Here is a 22007-nt window from a genome sequence, read left to right on the forward strand (position 1 = left end):
GGGGTGAGCGGAGGCGAGGATGGCGATCGAACTCAAGGCTGGCGCGGCGTTCGCCGATCTGGACCTGTCGGATCTCGACTTCACCGACGTCGATCTGACCGACGCCGTCTTCGAGGGCTGCACGCTCAGGGACGGCCACGTGCAGGGCGCGGTGATGCAGGGCGCGCGGTTCGCCGGTTGTCGGCTGATCCGCTGCCGGTTCACCCACGCCGACCTGCGTGAGATCGTCTTTCAGGACTGCAGCTTCGCCGACGACGACGGCCACGTCGGGGCGGTCTTCGCCTTCTGCCGGCTGGAAGAGGCGCGGCTGCGGAAATGCGACCTGTCGTTCGCCCGCTTCGAGCGTTCGAGCCTTTGGGGCGTCGAAATGGAGGCCTGCAACCTGCGTGGTTCGGCCTTTCCGCGCGCCGACTTCAGCCGCGCCTTCGGCCGCAACGTCGTGCAGTGGGCCGGCGCGTTGAAGGGCTGCAACCTGGAGCTCGCCGACCTGACCCAGCTGCGGCTGCCCAAGGGCGATCTCAATCGCTCAAGCTTCCGCGAAGCCGTGCTGGTCGACGCCGACCTGGAGGGGGCGGACCTGCGCGAGTGCGACCTGTTCCAGGCCCTGACCGTCGGCGCAAAGCTGGCCGGCGCCGATCTGCGCGGCGCGGAGGTGAGCGGCCTGAACCTTACGGAACTGGCCACCCTGCAGGGCATGAAGATCACGCTGGATCAGCAGTACCGGCTGCTGAACGCGATGGGCGTGGACGTCCACGCCGAGTGATCAATCGCGGTCGGCGCGGGCCTTCACCGGCTCGTCCTTCCAGACGCGGACGGCGACAGCTGCGGTGATCGAAGCGAGCACGGCGGTGATCGCGCCGCACCACTGCAGGGTGTTCATGCCCTCGGCGGCGAACCGGCCGACGGCGGCGCTGACGAAGAACACCAGGGCCGCGGTGCCCCACTCGGCGCCCCAGCTCGAAAACAACAGCTTCAGCATCAACTAGACCTCACGATCGCGACTGCGGCGGCAAAAGCCACAGCGAACGGCGTTCGGGAATGTGGCAAGGGGTCGCTTGGCCGTTAGGCGGCGACCGCGACCGCCTGATGATCAGCCACGGCCTGCAGCACGCCGAACAGCTTGGCGGCCTCGATCGGCTTGGCCATGTGGAGGTCGGCGCCTGCCGCCAGGCTCGCGGCCTGATGCGCGGGCAGGGCGTTGGCGGTGAGCATCACGATCGGGGTGTGGGACATGCCGCGCAGCCGCTCGCGCTCGCGGATGGCGCGCACGGCGGTCAAGCCGTCCATCACCGGCATCTGCATGTCCATCAGCACCAGGTCGAAGCGCTGGAAGGCGAAGGCCTCGCAGGCCTGTTCGCCGTTCTCGACGCAGACCAGGTCGACCGGCAGGTCGGCGAACAACACCTGCACGACGCGGCGGTTGGTCGGGTGATCATCGGCCAGCAGCACGCGCAGCGGCCTGTCCGGCGCGGCGGCCGCTTCGATCTCGGGTTCGGCGTGGGCGGGGGCGGCGACTGGCGTCAACGGCAGCCGGACAGTGAAGGTCGCGCCTTCGCCCAGGGCGCCGGTGGCGTCGATTTCGCCGTCCATCAGGCCGACCAGGTGTTTGGCGATGGTCAGGCCAAGGCCCGCGCCGCCATAGCGGCGGGTCTGCGATCGGTCGCCCTGCTCGAAGCGGCCGAACAGGCGCTCCTTGTCGGCCGGGTCGAAGCCGATGCCGGTGTCCTGCACGTCGATCCGCCAGCGCCCGGCGCCTTCGGCGCGGACCGCAATGGCGACATAGCCCTCGCGGGTGAACTTCACGGCGTTGGAGACGAGGTTGATCAGCACCTGCTTTACGCGCACGGCGTCGCCGACCACGACGGTTTCGACCGCCGGGTCGAGGTCCAGGATGACGTCGATCGCCTTCTCCTGGGCGCGCAGGCTGGCCATGGCGGCGACGGCGCGGATCGCCTCGCCGAGATGGAACGGGCGGTTCACGACCTCGACGCCGCCGGTCTCCATCTGCGACAGGTCGAGCACGTCCGAGAGCAGCCGCTCCAGCGACTCGCCCGAGCCCTGGATGATCCCGACCATCTCGGCCTGGGATGCGTTGAGCGGCGTCTTGCCCAGCGCCGCGGCGATGGCGTTGACGCCGTTCAGCGGGGTGCGGATCTCGTGGCTCATATTGGCAAGGAACTCGCTCTGCGAGCGGTGGCTGGCCAGGAATTCGAGCGCCGCCTTGCGGATCCGGGCGATCATCACCGCGCCGACCAGGCTGAAGGCCAGCAGCACCAGCGCGACCGGCAGGGCGGCGGCCCGGGCCAGGGCGGCGCCCGGCTTCTGCGGCGTCCAGCTGAGATAAAGCGGGGTCTCGCCCTGGCTGGTCGGCAGCATCAGCTCAGCGTCGCCAGGCCTGGCCAGCGATGCGCCGACGCCCGAGCGCAGGTTCTGCAGTTGCAGCCGCTCCTGCAGCTTGCCGAGCGACGCCGGGTCGATCTTCAGGACCATGACGACGATCGGGGCATAGGGGCGGCGCGGCGCCGCGGTGGCGAAGTCCGGCTGTACGAGGGTGGCGGAGACCAGATAGACGGCGCCGTCATGGGCGATGAAGTCGCTGGCCTGGATGGCGCGCGAGACCAGTTGGCGCGGGGCGTCCGCGCTGCGCCGGGCGATCGGTCCGCGCGCGGCCTCGGCCTCGCGGACGCGGGCGATCAGCGGCTCGGCCCCGTGGAATTTGCGATAGCTGGCCGGATCGACGGTCTGGCGGTGCAGGCGCGCGTAGAGCGGTCGGTTGTCGCCGTCGAGGACGAACAGGTGCTCGAAGTCGATGTTCTGGGCGAAGTAGTCGTTGAGGTTGGCGTCGGCCCAGACGGCGCTGAAGCGATTGTCGAGATTGACCACCGCCTCGTCCCAGTTGGTCTCGGGCAGGATCGACCGTTCGATCTCGGCGATGTTGGTCCGCACGCCGCGCTCGACCAGCGCAATCTCGCGGGCGCGGACGTCGTCGTCCACCTGCTTGGCCCAGATCAACAGGCTGGCCGCGAACACGGCCATTGCGCCCAGGGCCAGCGCGACCAACGGCGCCAGCAACCTAAACTCGGACTCCCGGCGCATCTCTCCCCGGCCCCTGACTCGGCACTACGGATCGCGACAGTGACGCCAAGGTGGTTAAGGGAGGGTGTGGCCGCGCTTGTTGCACGAAAAAGGCGACTCCCGTGCGGGAGTCGCCTTCCTCCGTCGCGTTCGGCGTCCGTTAGGGCGTCGGCTCCCCAGGGCTCTCCGGAGTCGTCGCCGGGGCCGATGACGCGGCCGGATCAGGTGTGGCCGGGACCGCCGGAGTTTCAGCCGCAGGCGCGGTGGTCAGCGCCGGCGGCGCGGCGGCCGGGGTCTGGCCGATCGCCGAATAGGGGATCGGCGCTTCGGGCAGGGTGGCGCTGGTGTCGGTGGCCCAGGCCTCCGGACTATCGGCGACGGGCGCCGGCGCCGGGCGGGCGCGAGCCGTGCGGACCGGAGCGGCGGCGGCGGGCGCGGCCTCACGCGCCACCGGCGGCGGAGCGGCCGGCGGGGTCAGCGCCGCGACGCTGGTGGCCGGCGGCGCGACCTCGGGCATGGTCGCGATCTCGGTCACCGGGGCGGCGGCGGCCGGGGCGGTCGCGTCCTGCTCGGCCAGCAAGCCGTCGCGCGGCTGCATCATCAGGAACGCCGCGGCGGCGAGCACGCCGGCCGTCACCACGCCGCCGACGATCATCGGCACGGGCGGGCCCTGACGCTTCTTGGCGCGGCGGGCGTAGATCGGGGTGTAGGCCTCGGTATCGACCTCGGCGCGCTCCATGGCTTCACGCGAACGCGCAGCCTCGAAGTTCTGTCGGGCGATCGGATCGTAGGTCGTCGTCATTTCTGCTCTCCCAGTCAGGGTTCGAAATGAGCAACGGCCGATCAGGCTTTGGTGTTCCGAAGTTTAGACTTTGAGGTGGTTCCGAATACCTGCTTCAAAGGTGAAATGCCTTGAAAATATAAGGGAGTTAAATCGACCTTGGGAGGTCGATATTTCTCGATGTGATGGCGCGGTGTTGCGACGAATTCCTGACGCATATCGGTTTGTTCGGTCCGATTGTCGCCAGGATGTTGCCTCAATTTCCGATGTGCGGGTTGAGTTCGGCGATCGACCGAACGATCCGATCCGGCCGGATCGGACTGTCCGGCGGCAAGCCTTCACCAAGGTGATCGTGCCAGATGGCGTAGATGCCCAGGCGCTGCGGCGCGGCCACCTCCCACTCCAGATTGTCGCCGACCATCCAGGTCTCGTGCGGCTTCACGCCCAGCACCTGCATGGCGTGCAGGTAGGCCTGTTCCTCCGGTTTGCCGAAGCCGGCCTCGCCCTCGATCTGCACGTGGTCGAACATCGGCGCCAGGTTGAAGCGCTCGACCTTGGCCCGCTGCGGTTCGGCCGCGCCGTTGGTGACCAGGGCCAGCTTCACGCCGAGATCGCGGAACGCCTGGATGGTCTCCAGCGCCCCTGGGAAGAACTTGGCCTGCTCCTCGCGATAGACGTGGAAGCGCTCGCCGAACGTCCGGGCGAATTCGGCGGTGAGGCCGGGCGCCTGCGTGCGCAGCTCGGCGAAGCCTTCTTCGACCGCCAGGATGCGGCCGGCGCCGAGATCCTTCCGCCAAATGGCCGCGCGGGCCTCGTCGGACCAGAAGCGGCGGAACCCGGCCTCCATCACGACGCCGGCGTCCTCGGGCGTCACCGGCGCGAAGCGCTCGCTAAACTCCTCGATCACCGCCTGCAGGATCAGGCGGCGCGAGCCGAAGGAGATGATGGTCTCGTCCAGGTCGAACAGAATCGCTTTGGGCAGGGAGCTCATGGCCTGCTGGGATGCCAGCGAAAGGCCAGCGATTCCAGCCCTCGGGCGCGCCGGGTGAGTCCTTTCCGCCACGCTCGGGCTCGCCTGACGCGTGTGTGACCGGATGCGGCCATGGCCCAGCTTGACCCCCCTGACCGGGCGCCTCCAAGGTGGCGTTCAGTCGGAGGGAATGAATGCGACTCAAGGCGCGTCTGGAGCGTGATTGGCGGTTCTTTCGCAGTCTGAGACGCACCCTCAAGCGGGTGAAGTCGATTGCGCCGACCTCGGACAACCTGATCTGCGACGACATCCAGGCGGCGGTCGATCAGTGGCGCGAACGGCCGGCCCTGACCTTCGAACACAAGACGATCACCTACGGAGAGATGGACGCCGTCGCCAATCGCTTCGCCCATTGGGCCAAGGGGATCGGCGTGCGGCGCGGCCAGACGGTGGCGCTCTTCCTACCCAACCGGATCGAGTACTTTCCGATCTGGTACGGTCTGACCAAGATCGGCGCGGTCACCGCCCTGATCAACAACCAGCTGGCCGGCGCGCCGTTGGCCCACTGCCTGAACATCTCGGGCGCGGCGCACGTCATCGTCGACGGGGAGACGTCGCCCGCGTTCGAGCAGGCCAAGGGGCTGCTTGAGCGGCCGATGCAGCAATGGGTGCTGGGCGGCCAGGCGCATGGCGACCAGCGCGACCTCACCCAGGCGCTGAAGAGCTGCAGCCAGCTGCCGCCGGACCGGTCGGTGCGCAACGGCATGACCGCCAAGGACACGGCGCTCTACATCTACACCAGCGGCACGACCGGGCTGCCGAAGGCCGCGCGCATCACCCATGTTCGCGCCCAGCTCTATATGCGCGGCTTCGCCGGCTCGACCGGAGCGACGGAGAAGGACAGGGTCTACGTGACCTTGCCGCTCTATCACGCCACCGGCGGGCTCTGCGCGCTCGGCGCGGCGCTGCTGAACGGCGGCTCGGTGGTGCTGAAGAAGAAGTTCTCGGCCAGCCACTTCTGGGACGACGTGGTCGCTGAGAACTGCACCATGTTCGTCTATATCGGCGAGCTGTGCCGCTATCTCGTGAACCACGACGAGGTCGAGGCCGAGCGCGCGCACAAGATCCGGCTGGCCTTCGGCAACGGCCTGCGCGCCGACGTCTGGGCGCAGATGAAGAGCCGCTTCCGTATTCCGGAGATCCTGGAGTTCTACGGCGCGACCGAAGGCAACGTCTCGATGTTCAACTTCGACGGCAAGGTCGGAGCGATCGGGCGGGTGCCGAAGTGGCTCAAGGAGCGGTTCAACTTCCGGCTCGTGCAGTTCGACGTCGAGAAGGAAGAGGAGGTGCGCAGCGTCAACGGCCTGTGCATCGAGGCCGGCCCCGGCCAGATCGGCGAGTGCATCGGCAAGATCGGCCACGACGCGCGCAGCGAGTTCACGGGCTATGTCGACAAGGCCGCCTCGGACAAGAAGATCCTGCGCGACGTGTTCGCCAAGGGCGACGCCTGGTTCCGCACCGGCGACCTGATGAAGACCGACGTCGACGGCTACTTCTATTTCGTCGACCGGATCGGCGACACCTTCCGCTGGAAGGGCGAGAACGTCTCCACCGGCGAGGTGGCCGGCCACCTGCAGGCGATCCCGGGCGTGGCCGAGGCCAACGTCTACGGCGTCGCCGTCGAGGGGGCGGACGGCCGCGCCGGAATGGCGGGGCTGGTGGTCGAGCCTGAGTTCGACATCAAGGTTTTCGAGGAGATCGTGAACCGCGAGCTGCCGTCCTACGCCCAGCCGGTGTTTGTGCGCATCCTGCCGGCTATCGAGACCACGGGCACCTTCAAGTACCGCAAGATCGACCTGGTGGACGAAGGCTTCGACCCGGCTCGGTTCAAGGGACCCGTCTATTACAAGGACCCGACCAAGGGCTATGTGAAGATGACCAAGCCCGGCCACGCCAAGATCCTGGCAGGCGGGGTGAAGCTCTAGCGCCGCACGCCCTGCGCTGGCCCGCGGACTCGCCTATATTGCCGCCATGCCGACCGACACGACCGCTGAAGCGCCCCTGCAAGGCGCAGCCCTGATCAAGGACGAGGTGCGCCGCCTGCCGGACGCGCCAGGCGTCTATCGCATGATGGGCGAGGGCGGCGACGTGCTCTATGTCGGCAAGGCCCGGTCGCTGAAGAAGCGGGTGCTGCAGTACGCGCAGGGCCGCTTCCACACCCAGCGGATCGCCCTGATGGTCGACCTGACCCGGTCGATGGAATTCGTCACGGTCCGTACCGAGACCGATGCGCTGCTGCTGGAAATCAACCTCATCAAGCAGCTCAAGCCGCGCTTCAACGTCCTGTTGCGCGACGACAAGAGCTTTCCCGAGATCGTCATTCGCCGAGACCACGAGGCGGCCCAGCTGCGCAAGCATCGCGGGGCGCACACGATCAAGGGCGACTATTTCGGACCGTTCGCCTCGGCCCATTCGGTGACCAAGACGCTGAATACCCTTCAGAAGGCGTTCCTGCTGCGCTCGTGCTCGGACAGTGTCTACGAGAGCCGCACGCGGCCCTGCATGCTGCACCAGATCAAGCGCTGCGCCGCGCCCTGCACCGGGCTCGTCAGCCTCGAGGACTATGCGGGACTCGTCGAGCAGGCCGAGGACTTCCTGCGCGGCAAGAGCCGGGCCGTGGTCGGCAAGCTGTCGGCCGAGATGCAGGCCGCCTCCGACGAGATGGAGTTCGAGCGCGCGGCCCGCATCCGCGACCGCATCCGGGCCCTGGCCTCGGTGGCCCAGGAGCAGCAGATCAATCCGGAGACCCTGGAAGAGGCCGACGTCTTCGCCCTGCACGCCGAGGGCGGCCAGGCCTGCGTGCAGGTGTTCTTCTTCCGGGCCGGCCAGAACTGGGGCAACCGCGCCTACTTCCCGCGGATCGACAAGACCGACGAGGACGCCGACGTCATGGGCGCCTTCCTCGGCCAGTTCTACGACGACAAGCCGATCCCGAAGCTGGTGCTGGCGAACATCGAGCCGGCCGAGTGCGAACTGCTGTCCGAGGCGCTGGCCATCAAGGCCGGGCGCAAGGTCGAGATCAACCGCCCCAAGCGCGGCGAGAAGGCCCAGCTGGTCGAGCATGCCCTGACCAACGCCCGCGAGGCCCTGGGCCGCAAAATGGCCGAGAGCTCGGCCCAGTCGAAACTGCTGGCCGGGGTCTGCGAGGCGTTCGGCCTGGAGGCCAATCCCGAGCGGATCGAGGTCTACGACAACGCCCACATCTCGGGGACCAATGCGGTGGGCGGGATGATCGTCGCCGGCCCCGACGGCTTCCAGAAGGGCCAGTACCGCAAGTTCAACATCAAGGGGACCGACCTCACACCCGGCGACGACTACGGCATGATGAAGGAGGTGATGCGTCGCCGCTTCTCGCGCCTGGTCAAGGAAGAGGAGGCCGGCGAAAACCCGGTGCGCCCGGACCTGGTGCTGGTCGACGGCGGGGCAGGACAGCTGGCCGCGGTGCTGGAAGTGATGGCCGACATCGGCGTGGACGACATCAACGTCGTCGGCGTCGCCAAGGGGCCGGACCGCGACGCGGGGCTGGAGCGGTTCTTCATCGAGGGCAAGACGCCCTTCATGCTCGAGCCGAAGTCGCCGGTGCTCTACTACCTGCAGCGCCTGCGCGACGAGGCCCACCGCTTCGCCAACGGCAGCCACCAGACGCGCCGGGCGATGGACATCAAGAAGAACCCGCTCGACGAGATCGACGGGGTCGGGCCGGGGCGCAAGCGCGCGCTGCTGCACGCCTTCGGGTCTGCGCGCGGGGTCAGCCGCGCCTCGGTCGACGACCTGGCCAAGGTCGACGGGGTCAGCGAGGCCTTGGCTCAGCGCATCTTCGACTTCTTCCGCAAGAGCTGAGCCTCGGGATAAGGTGCTCGCTCGTTGCCGAGGAGAGGCCCCATGTTCCGCATCGCCGCCGTCGCCGTGTTCGCCGCCCTGGTTCCCGCCGCCAGCGAGGCGAGCTCTCCCGACGCCTGGGAGGAGTTCCGCGCCGACGTCGCCGCCAAGTGCCTGGCCGCGGCGAAGACCACCGGCATGAAGACCCCCGAGGTGCTGGTGCATCCGTTGGGTACGGAGACCTACGGGCTTGCCGTGCTACGGGAGGGCGCGGACAAGCGAATCTGCGTCTATGTCAAGCAAACCCAGAAGGTCGAGCTGACGCCGGCCACCTAAAGGACCGCACTGCGTTAAAGCCGCCATGAAAGCTCTGCCGAACATTCTGACCTCGCTGCGGCTGGTCCTGACCCTCTTCGTGTTCCTCGCGCTGGCGACGGCGGCGGGGGCGATGCCCTATCTCAGCGAGCGGCTGACGCCCGAGGCGCAGTTCTCACTGCAGCGCTGGGCGTTCTGGTCGTTCGTGATCGCGGCGGTGACGGATTTCTTCGACGGTTGGCTGGCGCGCAAGCTGGACGCGGTCACGGTCTGGGGCGCGATCCTCGACCCGATCGGCGACAAGGTGCTGGTCTGCGGCGCGATCCTTGGCCTGCTGGCCATGGGCGGCCAGCCGGCGGTGGTGCTGCCGGCCGGGCTGATGCTGTTCCGCGAGTTCACGGTCAGCGCCCTGCGCGAGGTCGGCGCCGGCAAGGGGATCAAGCTGCCGGTCACCCTGCTGGCCAAGTGGAAGACGACGCTGCAGCTGACCGCCCTGGCGGCCGAGCTGCTGGTGGCCTCCTGGGGCGCGTTCGGTCTGCCGGCCGACCCGGCGATCGAGCGGCCGGTCACCCTGTTCGCTCACGGACTGATGTGGCTGGCGACCATCGTCACCCTGATCACCGGCGCCCAGTATTGGGAGCAGACCCGCAAGGCGCTGGTCGGGAAGTAGGGGCCCGCCTGGCGGCGAGCCCCGCAGGCGTCAGGCCGACGCCTTCTCGGCGGCGCGGGCCTTCACGCGCTCGACCCAGGCGACGATGTTCTTGTTGTCGGGGTTGATCGGCTGGCCGACCGACGCGCCGAACTGCAGGAAGCAGAACAGCAGGATGTCGGCGAGGGTGAAGCGGTCGCCCGCCACCCAGGTCTTGCCGGTCATCAGGCCGTCCAGCCAAGTGATCTTTTCCTGGGCCAGCTCCTTCAGGTCGCCGGCCGCGTGCGGGATCGTGCGCAGGCGGCTCTGGAACAGCGGCAGACCCTCGGCGAACCGGAAGCCGTTGGCCATCGGCTCGCAGATGTTGAGGTCGATGCGGCGGACCCACATGCGGGTGGCCGCGCGCTCCTCAGGCGTCGCGCCGATCAGCGACGGACCCGGCAGCTTCTCGTCGAGGTACTCGCAGATGGCGGTGATCTCGGCCAGGTGCGAGCCGTCGTCGAGCTCGAGGCACGGCAGCTGGCCGGCGGGGTTCTTGGCGACATAGGGCGGCTGGCGGTTCTCGCCGGCCATCAGGTCGACCTTCTCGGTCGGGATTTCCGCGCCCTTCTCGGCCAGGAACATGGCCACGACGGCCGGATTCGGCCCCATCGACGTGTAGAGTTTCATGCCGTCCTCCCTGGACTTTTGTGCGGGCGGCATTTGGCGCGCTTTACGTTGGGGCTATCAAGCCCCAACCACCCTCAGGACATGGGATTGGCGGCCGGCGGCGGCTCGGGCAGGGGGATGAACTCCTGGTCGTCGGCGTCGGGGAGTTTCATGCGCCCGGCGCGCCAGTCGGCCTTGGCCTGTTCCAACCGATCCTTGGACGACGAGACGAAGTTCCATTCGATCAGGCGCGGGCCGATCGGCTCGCCGCCCAGCAGCATGACGATGGAGTCGCTGATCGCCGTGAACAGGATGGGCTGGCCCGGTTCGAAGACCAGCATCTGGCCCTCGTGGAACTGGCGGCCGTCGACCTCGACCATCCCCTGGGCGACGTAGGCCGCGCGTTCCGGATACTCGGCCGGGAGCTGCGCGTGCGCGCCGGCGCTCAGATGCCAGTGGACATAGAACATCGGCGAGTGCGTCTTCACCGGCGACGAGACGCCGAAGGCCTGGCCGGCGATCAGCCGCGCCCACAGTCCCTTTTCCTCATGGGTCGGCAGGACGTCCGGCGCGTAGTGGTCGAACGCCGGCGCCATCTCCTCGTCCTCGACCGGCAGGGCGATCCAGGTCTGGATGCCGTTCATGCGGCCGCCCTTCTCGCGCAGGGTCTCGAAGCGCTCGGAGTGGGTGATGCCGCTGCCGGCGGTCATCCAGTTGACCTCGCCCGGTCGGATCGGCTGCACCGCGCCGACCGAGTCCCGGTGGGTCATCTCGCCCTCGAACAGATAGGACAGGGTCGACAGGCCGATGTGGGGGTGCGGGCGGACGTCGACCTCGCGGCCGAAGCCGGGCTCGAAGGCGGCCGGACCCATGTGATCGAAGAAGATGAAGGGACCGATCATCCGCCGCTTGGCGAACGGCAGGACACGTCCGACCTCGAAACCGCCGAGGTCCTTCCGCCGTTGGTCGATGACGAGTTCGATCATGGTCCGCTCCCTGCGCTCATTCCTGCGGAGGAGCGCAGGAACGGAGGCTAGCCTTGCGCGCTCACATAGGGGCTGACAAGGCCGAGCGGGGCGGCGGTGGTGTTCTTCACCGAGCGGATCACGATGCGGCTTTCGATGTTCGAAACCAGGCCCAGCGACAGGATTTTCTCACGCAGGAAGTCGTCGAACGCATGCATGTCACGGGTGACGACGCGCAGCTCGTAATCGGCCGAGCCGGTGACCGTGGCGCACTGCACCACTTCCGGCAGCTTGGTGATCGCAGTCTCGAAGGCGTCGAGGTTGTCCTTGGTCGGCAGGCTGAGCTTGACGGTGCAATAGACCTCGAAGCCCAGGCCCAGCAGGTCGCGGTCGAGGATGGTCACCCGGCGCTGAATGACGCCCGTGTCTTCCAACCGCTTGATCCGGCGCCAGCAGGGGCTGGAGGACAATCCGACCCGTTCAGCGATCTCGGCGACCGACAATCCGGCGTCGTGCTGGATGAGATCCAGAATCTTGGCATCGACCGCATCGAGGGCCTCGGACAATTTTTCCTCCATCAAACCGCATAAACTGGCGTCAATCTTGCCCCAAACCGACCTTGCGGGGGCACGCCTTTGGCAAGCAATTCCATCGAACTTATATGATCTTCTATTGGCATTGGGGAGCCGAAAAGGAAAGATATTGCTATGCGGCACGCTGACGTGACGCTCGACGACAAATTCCTGCTCACGGAAGGTCGAGTTTTCATCACGGGCGTCCAGGCGCTGCTCCGGGTGATGATGGATCAGCACCGCCTGGACAAAGCCGCGGGCCTGAACACGGCCGGATTCGTCTCCGGCTATCGCGGCTCCCCCCTGGGCGGGCTCGACCAGCAGGCGCACCGCGCCGGCAAGTTCCTCAAGGCCGCCGAGGTCGTCTTTAAGGAGGGCCTCAACGAGGACCTCGCGGCGACCGCCGTCTGGGGCAGCCAGCAGGCCAACCTGTTCCCGGGCGCGAAGTTCGATGGCGTCACCGGCATGTGGTACGGCAAGGCGCCCGGCGTCGACCGCACCGGCGACGCCTTCAAGCACGCCAACTTCGCCGGAACCTGGGCCAAGGGCGGCGTCCTGGCCGTGGCCGGCGACGACCACAACTGCAAATCCTCCACGCTCCCGTCTCAGTCGGAATACGCGTTCCAGGACTTCGAGATGCCGGTGCTGTCGCCGGCCGACGTGCAGGAAGTGCTCGACTTCGGCCTGATGGGCATCGCCATGTCGCGGTTCTCTGGGCTGTGGGTCGGACTGATCGCGCTGGCCGACACCATGGACTCCGGCGTCACCATCGACGTCTCGACGAGCCGCCACCAGATCACGACGCCGACGAACTTCACGATGCCGTCCGGCGGGCTCGGCATCCGGCTGAAGGACCAGCCGCTGGAAAAGGAGCGCCGGCTCCGCAACTTCAAGATCCCGGCCGCCCTGGCCTTCGCCCGCGCCAACCGCCTGGACCGGGTGATGCTCGGCTCCTCGCGCCCGCGGCTTGGCATCGTGTGCCAGGGCCAAGCCTACAAGGACGTCATCGAAGCGCTGGCGGCCATGGGCATCTCGGCCAAGCAGGCCTCCGATCTCGGCGTCGCCATCTACAAGGTCGGCATGCCCTGGCCGCTGGAGCCGACCGGCCTGCGCGCCTTCGCCGCTGGGCTCGAGACCCTGATGGTCGTCGAGCACAAGCGGCCGCTGATCGAGACCCAGGCCCGCGCCGCGCTCTACGACCTGCCGGCCCACGCCCGCCCGAAGATCGTCGGCAAGGTCGACGAGCAGGGCCACCCGCTGCTGTCGGAGCTCGGCTCGCTCTCGGTCGCCGAGGTCGCCCTGGCCATCGCCGACCGACTTCCGCCCGGCCCGCACATGGAGCGGGTCCACGACTATCTGTCGCGCGTGTCGGCCGCTTCGGTCGCGGCCGTGACCCTGGCCGCCGAGCAGCAGCGCAAGCCGTTCTTCTGCTCGGGCTGCCCGCACAACACCTCGACCCGCCTGCCCGAAGGGACCCGCGCCCTGGCCGGGATCGGCTGCCACTACATGGCCAGCTTCTCCGACCCGCAGACCGACCTGAACAGCCACATGGGCGGCGAGGGGCTGACCTGGGTCGGCTCGGCGCCGTTCACGACCGAGCCGCATGTGTTCGTGAACCTCGGCGACGGCACCTACAATCACTCCGGCTCGCTGGCGATCCGCGCCTCGATCGCCGCGAATTCACACGTGACCTACAAGCTTCTGTTCAACGACGCGGTCGCCATGACCGGCGGCCAGGCGGCCGAGAGCGGCTTCACCCCGGCCCAGATCACCCGCCAGCTGGCCTCGGAAGGCGTGACCAAGACTGTGATCGTCGCCGATGATCCCAGCCGCTACGAGGGCGTCACCGACCTCGCCCCCGGCGTCGAGGTCAAGCCGCGGTCCGAGCTGATGGACGTGCAGAAGATGCTGCGCGAAACGCCCGGCACGACGGTGCTGCTCTATGATCAGGTCTGCGCCACCGAGAAGCGCCGCCGCCGCAAGCGCGGCTCGATGGAGGTTGCGACCAAGCGCGTGTTCATCAACCCGCTGGTCTGCGAAGGCTGCGGCGACTGCTCGAAGAAGTCGAACTGCGTCTCGGTCGAGCCGCTGAACACCGAGTTCGGCCGCAAGCGCAAGATCAACCAGTCGAGCTGCAACACCGACTACTCGTGCCTGAACGGCTTCTGCCCGTCGTTCATCACCATCGAGGGCGGCGAGAACGCCCAGGCCAAGACCCTGCCGGCGCTGACCGCCGACTCCACGCCGCTGCCGACGTTCGAGCCGCTGGAAGGCGTGCGCAACATCGTCTTCACGGGCATCGGCGGCACCGGGGTGACCACCGTCGCCTCGATCCTGGCCATGGCCGCCCACGTCGACGGCCGCGCCTCGTCGGTGGTGGACATGACCGGCCTGGCCCAGAAGGGCGGGGCGGTATTCTCGCATGTGCGCATCGGCGAGACCGAGGAGACCGTCGTCGGCGGGCGCGTGCCGGCGGCCTCGGCCCACGTGCTGATCGCCTGCGACATCCTCTCGGCGGCCGGGGCCGACGCCCTCGCGCTTTACGCCAAGGACCGCACCGCCGCGGTGGCCAACGAGGACTTCGCGCCGACCGCCGACTTCGTCACCGACCGCGACGTCCGCTTCGATAGCGGCTCGATGTCCCGGCGGATCAAGGCCGCGGCCAAGACCTTCGCCGAGTGCCCGGCCCACCACCTGGCCGAGACCAACTTCGGCGACGCCATCTACGCCAACATGATCATGGTCGGCTTCGCCTGGCAGAAGGGGCTGATCCCGCTTTCCAGCCGCGCGGTCTACCGGGCCATCCGCCTCAACGGCGTGCAGGCCGACGCCAACCTCCAGGCGTTCGAGCTGGGCCGCCGCGTGGCCCACGACCCGAGCCTGGCCGCGGCGGCCGAGGACCATACGCCGACGCCCGAGACCATGCCGCTGGACGAACTGATCGCCCATCGCACCCGCGAGCTGACCGCCTACCAGAACGCCGCCTACGCCCAGCGCTACGCCGACCAGATCGCCAAGGTCGCGGCGGCCGAAGCGCCGCTCGGCGGCGAGGCGCTGACCCGCGCCGTGGCCGTGAACCTCTACAAGCTGATGGCCTACAAGGACGAGTACGAGGTCGCGCGCCTCTACACTGACGGCCGGTTCGCGCAGGAGCGTGCCCAGACCTTCAAGGGCGGCAAGACCAAGATCCTGCTGTCCCCGCCGCTGATCGCGCCCAAGGGCCCGGACGGCAAGCCGAAGAAGATCGAGTTCGGCGGCTGGATGCTGGAAACCGCGTTCCCGATCATGGCGAGGATGAAGGGCCTGCGCGGCGGACCGCTCGACATCTTTGGCCGCACCGAGGAGCGACGCATGGAGCGCGGCCTGATCGCCGACTACGAGGCGGGGCTGGCCAAGCTGCTGACCGGCCTCGACGCCGAGCGCCTGCCGCTGGCGGCCAAGATCGCGGCGGTTCCGCAGGCCATCCGCGGCTTCGGCCACGTCAAGGAAGCCTCGGTGAAGGTCGCCAAGGCCGACGAGGCCAAGCTGTGGGCCAAGTGGGAGGCGGCCTAGCTCCGCCTCCGCCGGCTAGCGGGCGGCTTGGCGGATGGCCTGGGCGAAGGCCATCTGCGCTTGCCAGAGTTCGTCCTTCGACGCCGCCGGCCAGGCCGAGTTGACGGCGATGACCAGCTTTTCGGCCGGATAGACGAAGATCTGCTGGCCGAAGATGCCCTCGGCCGCATAGCCGTCGGGGATGATCCACCAGAAATAGCCGTAGCCGGTCTCGACGCCGCCAGGCGGGAAGGACTGGTGGGCGCGGGTGGCGTCGGCGACCCAGCCGGCCGGCAGCACGTCCTGGCCGTTCACCTTGCCGTCTTCCAGCATGAACTGTCCGAGACGCGCATAGTCGCGGGCGGTCATCGACATGCAGCAGCCGCCGCGCTCGTGGCCGGCGGCGTCGTTCACCCAGATGGCGTCCTGCTCCATCCCGTAGGGCGCCCAGATCTTCTCGGAGAGATACTGCGACAGCGGCTTGCCGACGGCGTTGGAGACCAGGATGCCGGCCAGGTCAGTCTCGCCGGTCTTGTAGACGAATTTGGCGCCGGGCTCGGCCTCGCGCGGCAGCTTGCGCATGTAGCTGACGATCGGGTTCATGCCCGGCTCGCCCGGCGTGGTTCCGGCCTTGGCGACGTCGGAATTGAGGTCGGTGTAGTCCTCGTTCCACTTCACGCCCGAGGTCATGGTCAGCAGCTGGCGGACCGTCACGCCCTCGTACGCGCCGCCCTTGAGCTCGGGGACGTAGGTGGTGACGACGTCGTCCAGGCTCTTGATCTTGCCGTCCTTGATCGCCGCCCCGACTAGGGTGGCGGTGACCGACTTGGCGACCGAGAACGAGGTCCAGCGTTCGTCCGGCTTGCGATCGAGGCCATAGCGCTCGAGCACGATCTGGCCGTCCTTCAGCACCACGACGCCGGAGGTGTTCATCGCCGTCATGTAGCTGTCCACCGTGTGGCCCTGGCCGTTCCAGGTCCACTTCGGGTCGATCTGGCGGGGGCCGAGCGGCAGTTCGCGCACCTGGGCGCCGCGCGGCACGACCTGGACCGGCGTGACCTTCTCCATGTTGCGGTAGCCGTAGCGTTGCTGCTCCGGCGTCCAGGCCAGGATCGCGCCGCCGGCGGGCGGCGGCGGCGGATCGGCGGCCAGCGCAGCGCCATGCAGGCCGAAGGCGGCCGCCAGGACCGTCAGTGTGAGTCTGCTCGCGTGCATGGGCGCCCTCCCGCTCTATTTGTGATTGACGGCCAAGCTAGAGAGGCCTGGGCGGTTTGCATACCGCCGTGCTTCGGCTAGGCCTTCGCGTATGGCGGATTTCGATTTCGACGCGGTGGTGGTCGGGGCAGGGGCCGTGGGCCTGGCCTGCGGCTATGCGCTCAGCAGGCGCGGGCTGGTGGTGGCGGTGCTCGAGGCCGGGCCGATCATCGGCGAGGGCGTGTCGGCCCGCAATTCCGAGGTCATCCACGGCGGGCTCTACTATCCGACCGGCTCGCTGAAGGCGCGGCTCTGCGTCCAGGGCCGGCGCGCGCTCTACGCCTTCCTCGACGCGCACAAGGTCGCCTACGACCGTTGCGGCAAGCTGGTGGTCGCCACCAACGCCGAGGAGGTCGGACGGCTCGACGGCATTCTTGAGCAAGCCCAGACCAACGACGTCGAAGGCATGGCGCGCCTCACCAAGGCGCAGGCCCTGGCGCTCGAACCGCAGCTCAACTGTGAGGCGGCGCTGATCTCGCCCGAGAGCGGCGTCTTCGACAGCCACGGCTACATGCTGGCCCTGCAGGGCGAGATCGAGGCGGCAGGCGGGGCGGTGGTGACCTCGACGCCGTTCGAAGGCGCGACCCCGCTGGATGACGGCGGCTATTCGATCCGGGCGGGCGGCGCCGAGCCGACGACCTTGACCGCGCGCCTGCTGGTCACCGCCCCCGGGCTGTCGGCCCAGGCGGTCGCCGGCGAGATCGAGGGTTTCCCGAAGGATACGATCCCGCCGCTGCACTACGGCAAGGGCGTCTACTTCCGGCTCAGCGGCAAGGCGCCGTTCGCGCGGCTGATCTATCCGCCGCCGATCCCCGGCGCGCTCGGTACTCATTACCGCCGCGATCTCGGCGGCCAGGCCGTGTTCGGCCCCGACCTGCACTATGTCGACGAGCTGGACTACAGCGTCGATCCGGCGTTGGGCGACGAGTTCTACGCCTATATCCGCAAGTTCTGGCCGGCCCTGCCGGACGGCGCCCTGGCCCCCGACTACGCCGGCATCCGGCCCAAGCTGCACGGCCCCGGCGAGCCGCAGCCCGACTTCCGCATCGACGGTCCGGAAAAGCACGGCCTGGCCGGGCTCGTGACCCTCTTCGGCATCGAGAGCCCGGGCCTGACCTCCTCGCTGGCGATCGGCGAAGAGGTCGCCGGGCGGCTGGGCCTCTAGCCCTTCGGCGTGACCTTCAAGACCCGGCCGTTCTTGCTGTCGGTCGCGAGGTACAGCGCGCCGTCCGGACCGACGATGACGTCGCGGATGCGCTCGTTGAGGTCGGTCAACAGCCGCTCTTCGCCGACCACCTTGCCGTCCTTCATGACCAGCCGCACCACAGCCTTGCTGGCCAGGCCGCCGATCAGGATGTCGCCCTTCCAGGCCGGGAACAGGTCGGCCTCGTAGAAGGCCATGCCGGCCGGCGCGATCACCGGGTCCCAGTAATAGATCGGCTGCTCCATGCCTTGCTTGGCGGTGATGCCGTCGCCGATCTGCTTGCCGGAATATTCCAGGCCGTAGGTGATGGTCGGCCAGCCGTAGTCCTTGCCGGCCTGCGGCTGGTTCAGCTCGTCGCCGCCCCGCGCGCCGTGTTCGACCTCCCACAGCTTGCCGGTCTTGGGATCGATGGCGGCCGACAGGATGTTGCGATGGCCGTAGGACCAGATTTCCGGCTTCACGCCGGCCTTGCCGACGAAGGGATTGTCCTTCGGGATCGAGCCGTCCGAATTGATGCGGACCACCTTGCCCAGCGTGCCGTCCAGGCGCTGGGCCTGAACGCGGCCTTCCAGGATCGAACGCTCGCCGGTGGTGACGAACAGCGTGCCGTCCGGCGCGAACACCAGCCGCCCGCCATAGTGCTTGGTCGAGTTCAGCGACGGCGTCTGGCGGAAGATGACCTGCACGTTCTCGACGCGGTCGCCGGTCAGCTTGCCGCGCGCGACGGCGGTGTTGTTGGTCCCGTCGGCGGCCGGTTCGGCATAGGCCCAGTAGACCAGGCCGTTCTCGGTGAACTTCGGATCCACCGCCAGGCCCAGCAGGCCGCCCTGGTCGGCGCCGACCACGGCCGGCAGGCCGAGCACGGGCCCCGACAGCTTGCCGTCAGTCCCCAGGATCCGCAGTTGGCCGAGGTGCTTCTCGCTGATCAGCAGCCGGCCGTCGGGTAGGAAGGCCAGCCCCCAGGGCATGTCCAGTCCCTCGGCGACGGTGGTCACCTGAAGCGCGACGTTCGACTTCGCTTCAGGGGCGCGGGTCTGGCCGGCGAACGCCGGCTTCTGGTCGGGCGCGTTGGCGGGTTTGGAGGCGACCGGCGCGCCGGCGGCGTTCGATTGCGCCTGGCCGTCGGTTCCGCCGCAGGCGGCGACCAGGGCGGCGAGGGCGGTGGTGATCAAGACGCGGCGCATCAGCGGCTCCTAGGGGTTCAAGGACGTCCGGCGACGGCGGCCAGGGCATCGGCCGGCGCGGCGCCTTCAAGGTGGATCAGCGACCAGACTGCAAAGAACAGCAGAGGCCACTGTCCGGTTGCCTGCGCCGTAAAGGCCTGGCCGGCGTCGGGCCCCAGAACGCGGCGCACGGCCTCGACCTGGCCGATCCGGGCGGCGATCTCGCTGGCCCGCGGCGCGATCCAGGCGTCGACCGGGACGGTGAAGCCCTTCTTGCGGCCCCAGGGATCGGCAGCAGGGCATGCCTGCTCCAGCCACTTGCGCAGCAGCCATTTGCCGTAGCGGCCCTGGACCTTCATGCGGTCAGGCAGCGGGAAGGCGAACTCGGCGACCCGTGGATCCAGGAACGGCGTGCGCCCCTCCAGTCCGTGCGCCATCAGGCAGCGGTCCAGCTTCAGCAACAGGTCGTTGGGTAGCCAGGTGGCGATGTCGGCCCACTGGGCCCGCTGCAGCCCCGACAGGCTCTTGGGCGCCTGCGCCGCCGCGCGCCAGCGCTCGACGACGCCCTTGTCGTCATGGCGCGGCTCGGCCGGACGTCCGCCGAGCCAGGCGGGCCGCAGTGCGCGGCGATAGCGGCCATAGCCGCCGAACAGCTCGTCGCCGCCCTCGCCGGTCAGCACCACGGTCAGCGTGCCCTTGGCCGCCTCGGCCAGCTTGTAGGTCGGCAGCGTGGCGTAGTCGGCGGTCGGGTCGTCCATCGCCCAGGCGACTTGCGGCAGGATCCGCCAGAAGTCCTCCTCTCCGAAGCTGGTCTCGCGCCAGTCGAGGTTCAGCGCCGCAGCGACCCGCTCGGCCTGGCCGCGCTCGTCGCGCGCGCCGGGCGCATCGAACCCGCAGGTGAAGGCGGTGACCGGCCGGGCGTTCAACCGCGCCATCAGGGTCGCGATGGTCGCCGAGTCGATGCCGCCGGACAGGAACAGGCCGTAGGGCACATCCGAGCGCTGGTGCACCCGCACGCTGTCTTCGAGCACGGCGTCCAGGCGCTGGATCAGTGGGGCTTCGTCGCCGCCCCGCGAGGGCGGCCCTGCGACGATGGCCGAGCGAACCTCGCGCGGGACGATCTTGCCGTCGACGATCTCGACGATTTCGCCCGGCGCCAGCCGGCGCAGGCCCTTGAAGATCGTCTCGCCGGTCAGGGTGTAGTTGAAGGCCAGCAACTCGCGTGCGCGGTCTTCCGACAGCTCGGCGCCGATCAGCCCGGCCGCCAGGAACGCGCGGGGCTCCGAGGCGAAGGCCACCGAGCCCTCGTGTTCGAGCAGGTAGAGCGGCTTGATGCCGAACGGGTCGCGCACCAGCCAGGTGCGGCCGTCGTTGCCGACCAGGCAGAAGGCGTACATGCCGCGCAGCCGATGGAACGCCGCGGGCCCCTCCTGGGCGTAGATGTGCAGCAGCGGTTCGAAGTCCGAGCCGGTGCCCATCCGGCCCTCGAGACCGAACTCTTGGGCCAGCTCGACGTAGTTGTAGATCTCGCCGTTGCCGATGACTGTCGACCCGGCGCCGTGCAGCGGCTGCCAGCCGCCCTCCAGGTCGATGATCGACAGCCGTGCATGGGCCAGCGAGCGGCCGTCCGTCTCCTCGACGAACACCCCGTCCGGCCCGCGGTGGGTGAGGGCTTCGATCATCGGGCGGGCCGAGCCGCCCGCGCCGAGGATCCCGGCGATGCCGCACATCAGCCGGCTCCGTAGTCGGCGAACAGCCGCCGCCATTGGGCGACCACGGCGGCGGAGGAGAACTCGGCTTCCACACGCTCGGACCCGTTCTGCACCATGCGGATGCACAGCATCGGATCGGCGATCATCCGGTTGATCGCCTCGGCCAGTGCTCCGGCGTCGTCGATCGGGACCAGCAGGCCGTCTTCTTCGTTGCGGATCAGCGCCGACGGCCCCTGGCTGGCGGCGGCGACCACCGGCAGGCCGTGCGCCCACGACTGGATGACCACGTTGCCGAGCGGCTCATAGCGTGATGGGAAGACGCAGATGTCGGCCGCCCGATAGAGCGCCGACGGATCGTTGCGCCAGCCCAGGAATCGCACGCGGCGCGTAACGCCGAGCGCTTCAGCCATCGCCTTCAGCTTGGTCTCCAGCGCGCCGGCCCCGGCGATCCAGAGGTAGGCCTCGGGGATCTTGACCAGGGCCTCGAGCGCCACGTCGTGGGCCTTGGCCTCGTGCAGCCGGCCCATGGCCAGCAGCAGCGGGACGTCTTCCGGAGTGTTCAGCGTGGCTCTGTCGGCCGGCGCGGTGTCGGGCGGGGCCAACGCGAAGTTCGGGATGTAGCGGACCTTGCCCGCCGGCCAGCCCTGGCTCACCACCCAGTCGGCGATGTCCTCGGTGTTGGCGACCAGTTCTTCGAAGCCCTTGTAATACTTCAGGCTGTAATAGCCGCCGAGCCGGCCGATCCGCGCCCAGGGGCCGGTCGGCGTATGGCGCGCCGCCCGGTTCATCCAGGCCAGGGCCAGCTTCACGTCGTTGCGTCCGGCGAACGCCTTGATCTTCGGGCGGGTCAGCAGGTCGATCGGGCCGCCGAAGCGGAACACGCCGGTCGGCACGTCCAGCCGCTGCAGGGCCGATTCGCGATTCGGATTGGCGCGGATAGCGGCGGCCTGCTTGACCCCGTCGTCGGCCAGGGCCGCGATCAGATCGAGGAAATAGGTCTCCGCGCCGCCTTCGCCGGCCGTTCCCAAAAGATGCAGGACGCTCATGCCGGGGCGACCCTAGTGTGGGCCGCGGCAAAACGGAATCCGCTTTTGGGCGACAGGTCGCATCCTACCCGCTTGAAGATGCGAAAAACCCAATCTATAACCCGCGCCTCGCCGAATGGCCCGGCGGCTGGGTAGCTCAGATGGTTAGAGCGGTGGATTCATAACCCACAGGTCGGCGGTTCGATCCCGCCCCCCGCCACCACTTCAAAACGCTTCGGCCAGACGGCCGGAGAGTCTCAAGAC

General features: G+C 68.6%; 18 protein-coding genes and 1 tRNA gene. 8 read left to right on the forward strand and 11 right to left on the reverse strand.

Translation table 11 applies throughout. From position 1 onward, the window contains the following. Nucleotides 1–19: 19 nt before the first annotated feature. Nucleotides 20–763, forward strand: coding sequence for a pentapeptide repeat-containing protein (locus AC1Q87_RS17465; protein ID WP_492610108.1), 744 nt, complete (start codon nucleotides 20–22; stop codon nucleotides 761–763). Here the strand turns inward: AC1Q87_RS17465 and AC1Q87_RS17470 are convergent, their stop codons facing one another. The 4 genes from AC1Q87_RS17470 to AC1Q87_RS17485 form a co-directional block, all read right to left on the reverse strand. Beyond that, on the reverse strand, nucleotides 764–979 hold the full coding sequence (locus AC1Q87_RS17470) for a hypothetical protein (RefSeq protein ID WP_183776850.1): 216 nt from the start codon (nucleotides 977–979) through the stop codon (nucleotides 764–766). An 83-nt stretch (nucleotides 980–1062) separates the two neighbouring features. Beyond that, nucleotides 1063–3096 (reverse strand): hybrid sensor histidine kinase/response regulator, encoded by a 2034-nt coding sequence (locus AC1Q87_RS17475; RefSeq protein ID WP_492610109.1) that lies wholly within the window; start codon nucleotides 3094–3096, stop codon nucleotides 1063–1065. A gap of 139 nt (nucleotides 3097–3235) precedes the next feature. Beyond that, nucleotides 3236–3877 (reverse strand): hypothetical protein, encoded by a 642-nt coding sequence (locus AC1Q87_RS17480; RefSeq protein WP_492610110.1) that lies wholly within the window; start codon nucleotides 3875–3877, stop codon nucleotides 3236–3238. Nucleotides 3878–4112: 235 nt separating this feature from the next. Further along, the gene (locus AC1Q87_RS17485) at nucleotides 4113–4847 is read right to left on the reverse strand and encodes an HAD family hydrolase (RefSeq protein WP_492610111.1); all 735 of its coding nucleotides are present in this window, start codon (nucleotides 4845–4847) and stop codon (nucleotides 4113–4115) included. Nucleotides 4848–5020: 173 nt separating this feature from the next. On the opposite strand from AC1Q87_RS17485, the gene AC1Q87_RS17490 reads away from it, so the two are divergent. From AC1Q87_RS17490 to pgsA, 4 genes are read left to right on the forward strand one after another with little or no spacing between them, the layout of a single operon-like run. Then, nucleotides 5021–6811: a long-chain-acyl-CoA synthetase gene (locus tag AC1Q87_RS17490; RefSeq protein WP_492610112.1), complete on the forward strand. Its 1791-nt coding sequence runs from the start codon at nucleotides 5021–5023 to the stop codon at nucleotides 6809–6811. A 46-nt stretch (nucleotides 6812–6857) separates the two neighbouring features. Continuing rightward, nucleotides 6858–8726, forward strand: coding sequence for an excinuclease ABC subunit UvrC (uvrC, locus tag AC1Q87_RS17495; RefSeq protein WP_492610113.1), 1869 nt, complete (start codon nucleotides 6858–6860; stop codon nucleotides 8724–8726). A gap of 42 nt (nucleotides 8727–8768) precedes the next feature. Further along, nucleotides 8769–9041: a hypothetical protein gene (locus AC1Q87_RS17500; protein WP_492610114.1), complete on the forward strand. Its 273-nt coding sequence runs from the start codon at nucleotides 8769–8771 to the stop codon at nucleotides 9039–9041. 25 nt (nucleotides 9042–9066) lie between these two features. After that, nucleotides 9067–9690 (forward strand): CDP-diacylglycerol--glycerol-3-phosphate 3-phosphatidyltransferase, encoded by a 624-nt coding sequence (pgsA, locus tag AC1Q87_RS17505; RefSeq protein WP_492610115.1) that lies wholly within the window; start codon nucleotides 9067–9069, stop codon nucleotides 9688–9690. A gap of 30 nt (nucleotides 9691–9720) precedes the next feature. On the opposite strand, the gene AC1Q87_RS17510 is transcribed toward pgsA, so the two are convergent. From AC1Q87_RS17510 to AC1Q87_RS17520, 3 genes are all read right to left on the reverse strand, one after another. Beyond that, entirely contained in the window at nucleotides 9721–10338 is a 618-nt protein-coding gene (locus tag AC1Q87_RS17510) for a glutathione S-transferase family protein (RefSeq protein ID WP_492610116.1), read from the reverse strand. 74 nt (nucleotides 10339–10412) lie between these two features. After that, nucleotides 10413–11303: a pirin family protein gene (locus AC1Q87_RS17515; protein WP_492610117.1), complete on the reverse strand. Its 891-nt coding sequence runs from the start codon at nucleotides 11301–11303 to the stop codon at nucleotides 10413–10415. A 47-nt stretch (nucleotides 11304–11350) separates the two neighbouring features. Continuing rightward, nucleotides 11351–11848, reverse strand: a complete 498-nt coding sequence (locus tag AC1Q87_RS17520; RefSeq protein ID WP_293405526.1) for an Lrp/AsnC family transcriptional regulator — start codon at nucleotides 11846–11848, stop codon at nucleotides 11351–11353. Nucleotides 11849–11989: 141 nt separating this feature from the next. Here AC1Q87_RS17520 and AC1Q87_RS17525 point away from each other — a divergent pair, with 141 nt between their 5' ends. Then, entirely contained in the window at nucleotides 11990–15406 is a 3417-nt protein-coding gene (locus AC1Q87_RS17525; protein ID WP_492610118.1) for an indolepyruvate ferredoxin oxidoreductase family protein, read from the forward strand. Between the two features lie 15 nt (nucleotides 15407–15421). Here AC1Q87_RS17525 and AC1Q87_RS17530 read toward each other — a convergent pair whose 3' ends face one another. Continuing rightward, on the reverse strand, nucleotides 15422–16600 hold the full coding sequence (locus AC1Q87_RS17530; protein WP_492610119.1) for a serine hydrolase domain-containing protein: 1179 nt from the start codon (nucleotides 16598–16600) through the stop codon (nucleotides 15422–15424). Nucleotides 16601–16691: 91 nt separating this feature from the next. Between AC1Q87_RS17530 and AC1Q87_RS17535 the strand changes: the two genes are divergently transcribed. Beyond that, the gene (locus AC1Q87_RS17535; RefSeq protein ID WP_492610120.1) at nucleotides 16692–17804 is read left to right on the forward strand and encodes an NAD(P)/FAD-dependent oxidoreductase; all 1113 of its coding nucleotides are present in this window, start codon (nucleotides 16692–16694) and stop codon (nucleotides 17802–17804) included. Here AC1Q87_RS17535 and AC1Q87_RS17540 read toward each other — a convergent pair. From AC1Q87_RS17540 to AC1Q87_RS17550, 3 genes are read right to left on the reverse strand one after another with little or no spacing between them, the layout of a single operon-like run. Beyond that, complete coding sequence (locus AC1Q87_RS17540; protein WP_492610121.1) at nucleotides 17801–19027, reverse strand: PQQ-dependent sugar dehydrogenase; 1227 nt, start codon at nucleotides 19025–19027, stop codon at nucleotides 17801–17803. The genes AC1Q87_RS17535 and AC1Q87_RS17540 overlap by 4 nt on opposite strands. A gap of 17 nt (nucleotides 19028–19044) precedes the next feature. Then, nucleotides 19045–20736 (reverse strand): asparagine synthase (glutamine-hydrolyzing), encoded by a 1692-nt coding sequence (gene asnB, locus AC1Q87_RS17545; protein WP_492610122.1) that lies wholly within the window; start codon nucleotides 20734–20736, stop codon nucleotides 19045–19047. Next, entirely contained in the window at nucleotides 20736–21764 is a 1029-nt protein-coding gene (locus AC1Q87_RS17550) for a glycosyltransferase (RefSeq protein WP_492610123.1), read from the reverse strand. The genes asnB and AC1Q87_RS17550 overlap by 1 nt, the downstream gene beginning before the upstream one ends. A 125-nt stretch (nucleotides 21765–21889) precedes the next feature. On the opposite strand from AC1Q87_RS17550, the gene AC1Q87_RS17555 reads away from it, so the two are divergent. Further along, nucleotides 21890–21966: transfer RNA gene (locus AC1Q87_RS17555), tRNA-Met, on the forward strand. Nucleotides 21967–22007: the final 41 nt, after the last annotated feature.

The sequence above is a fragment of the Phenylobacterium sp. GW823-FHT02A09 genome, assembly GCF_058797775.1.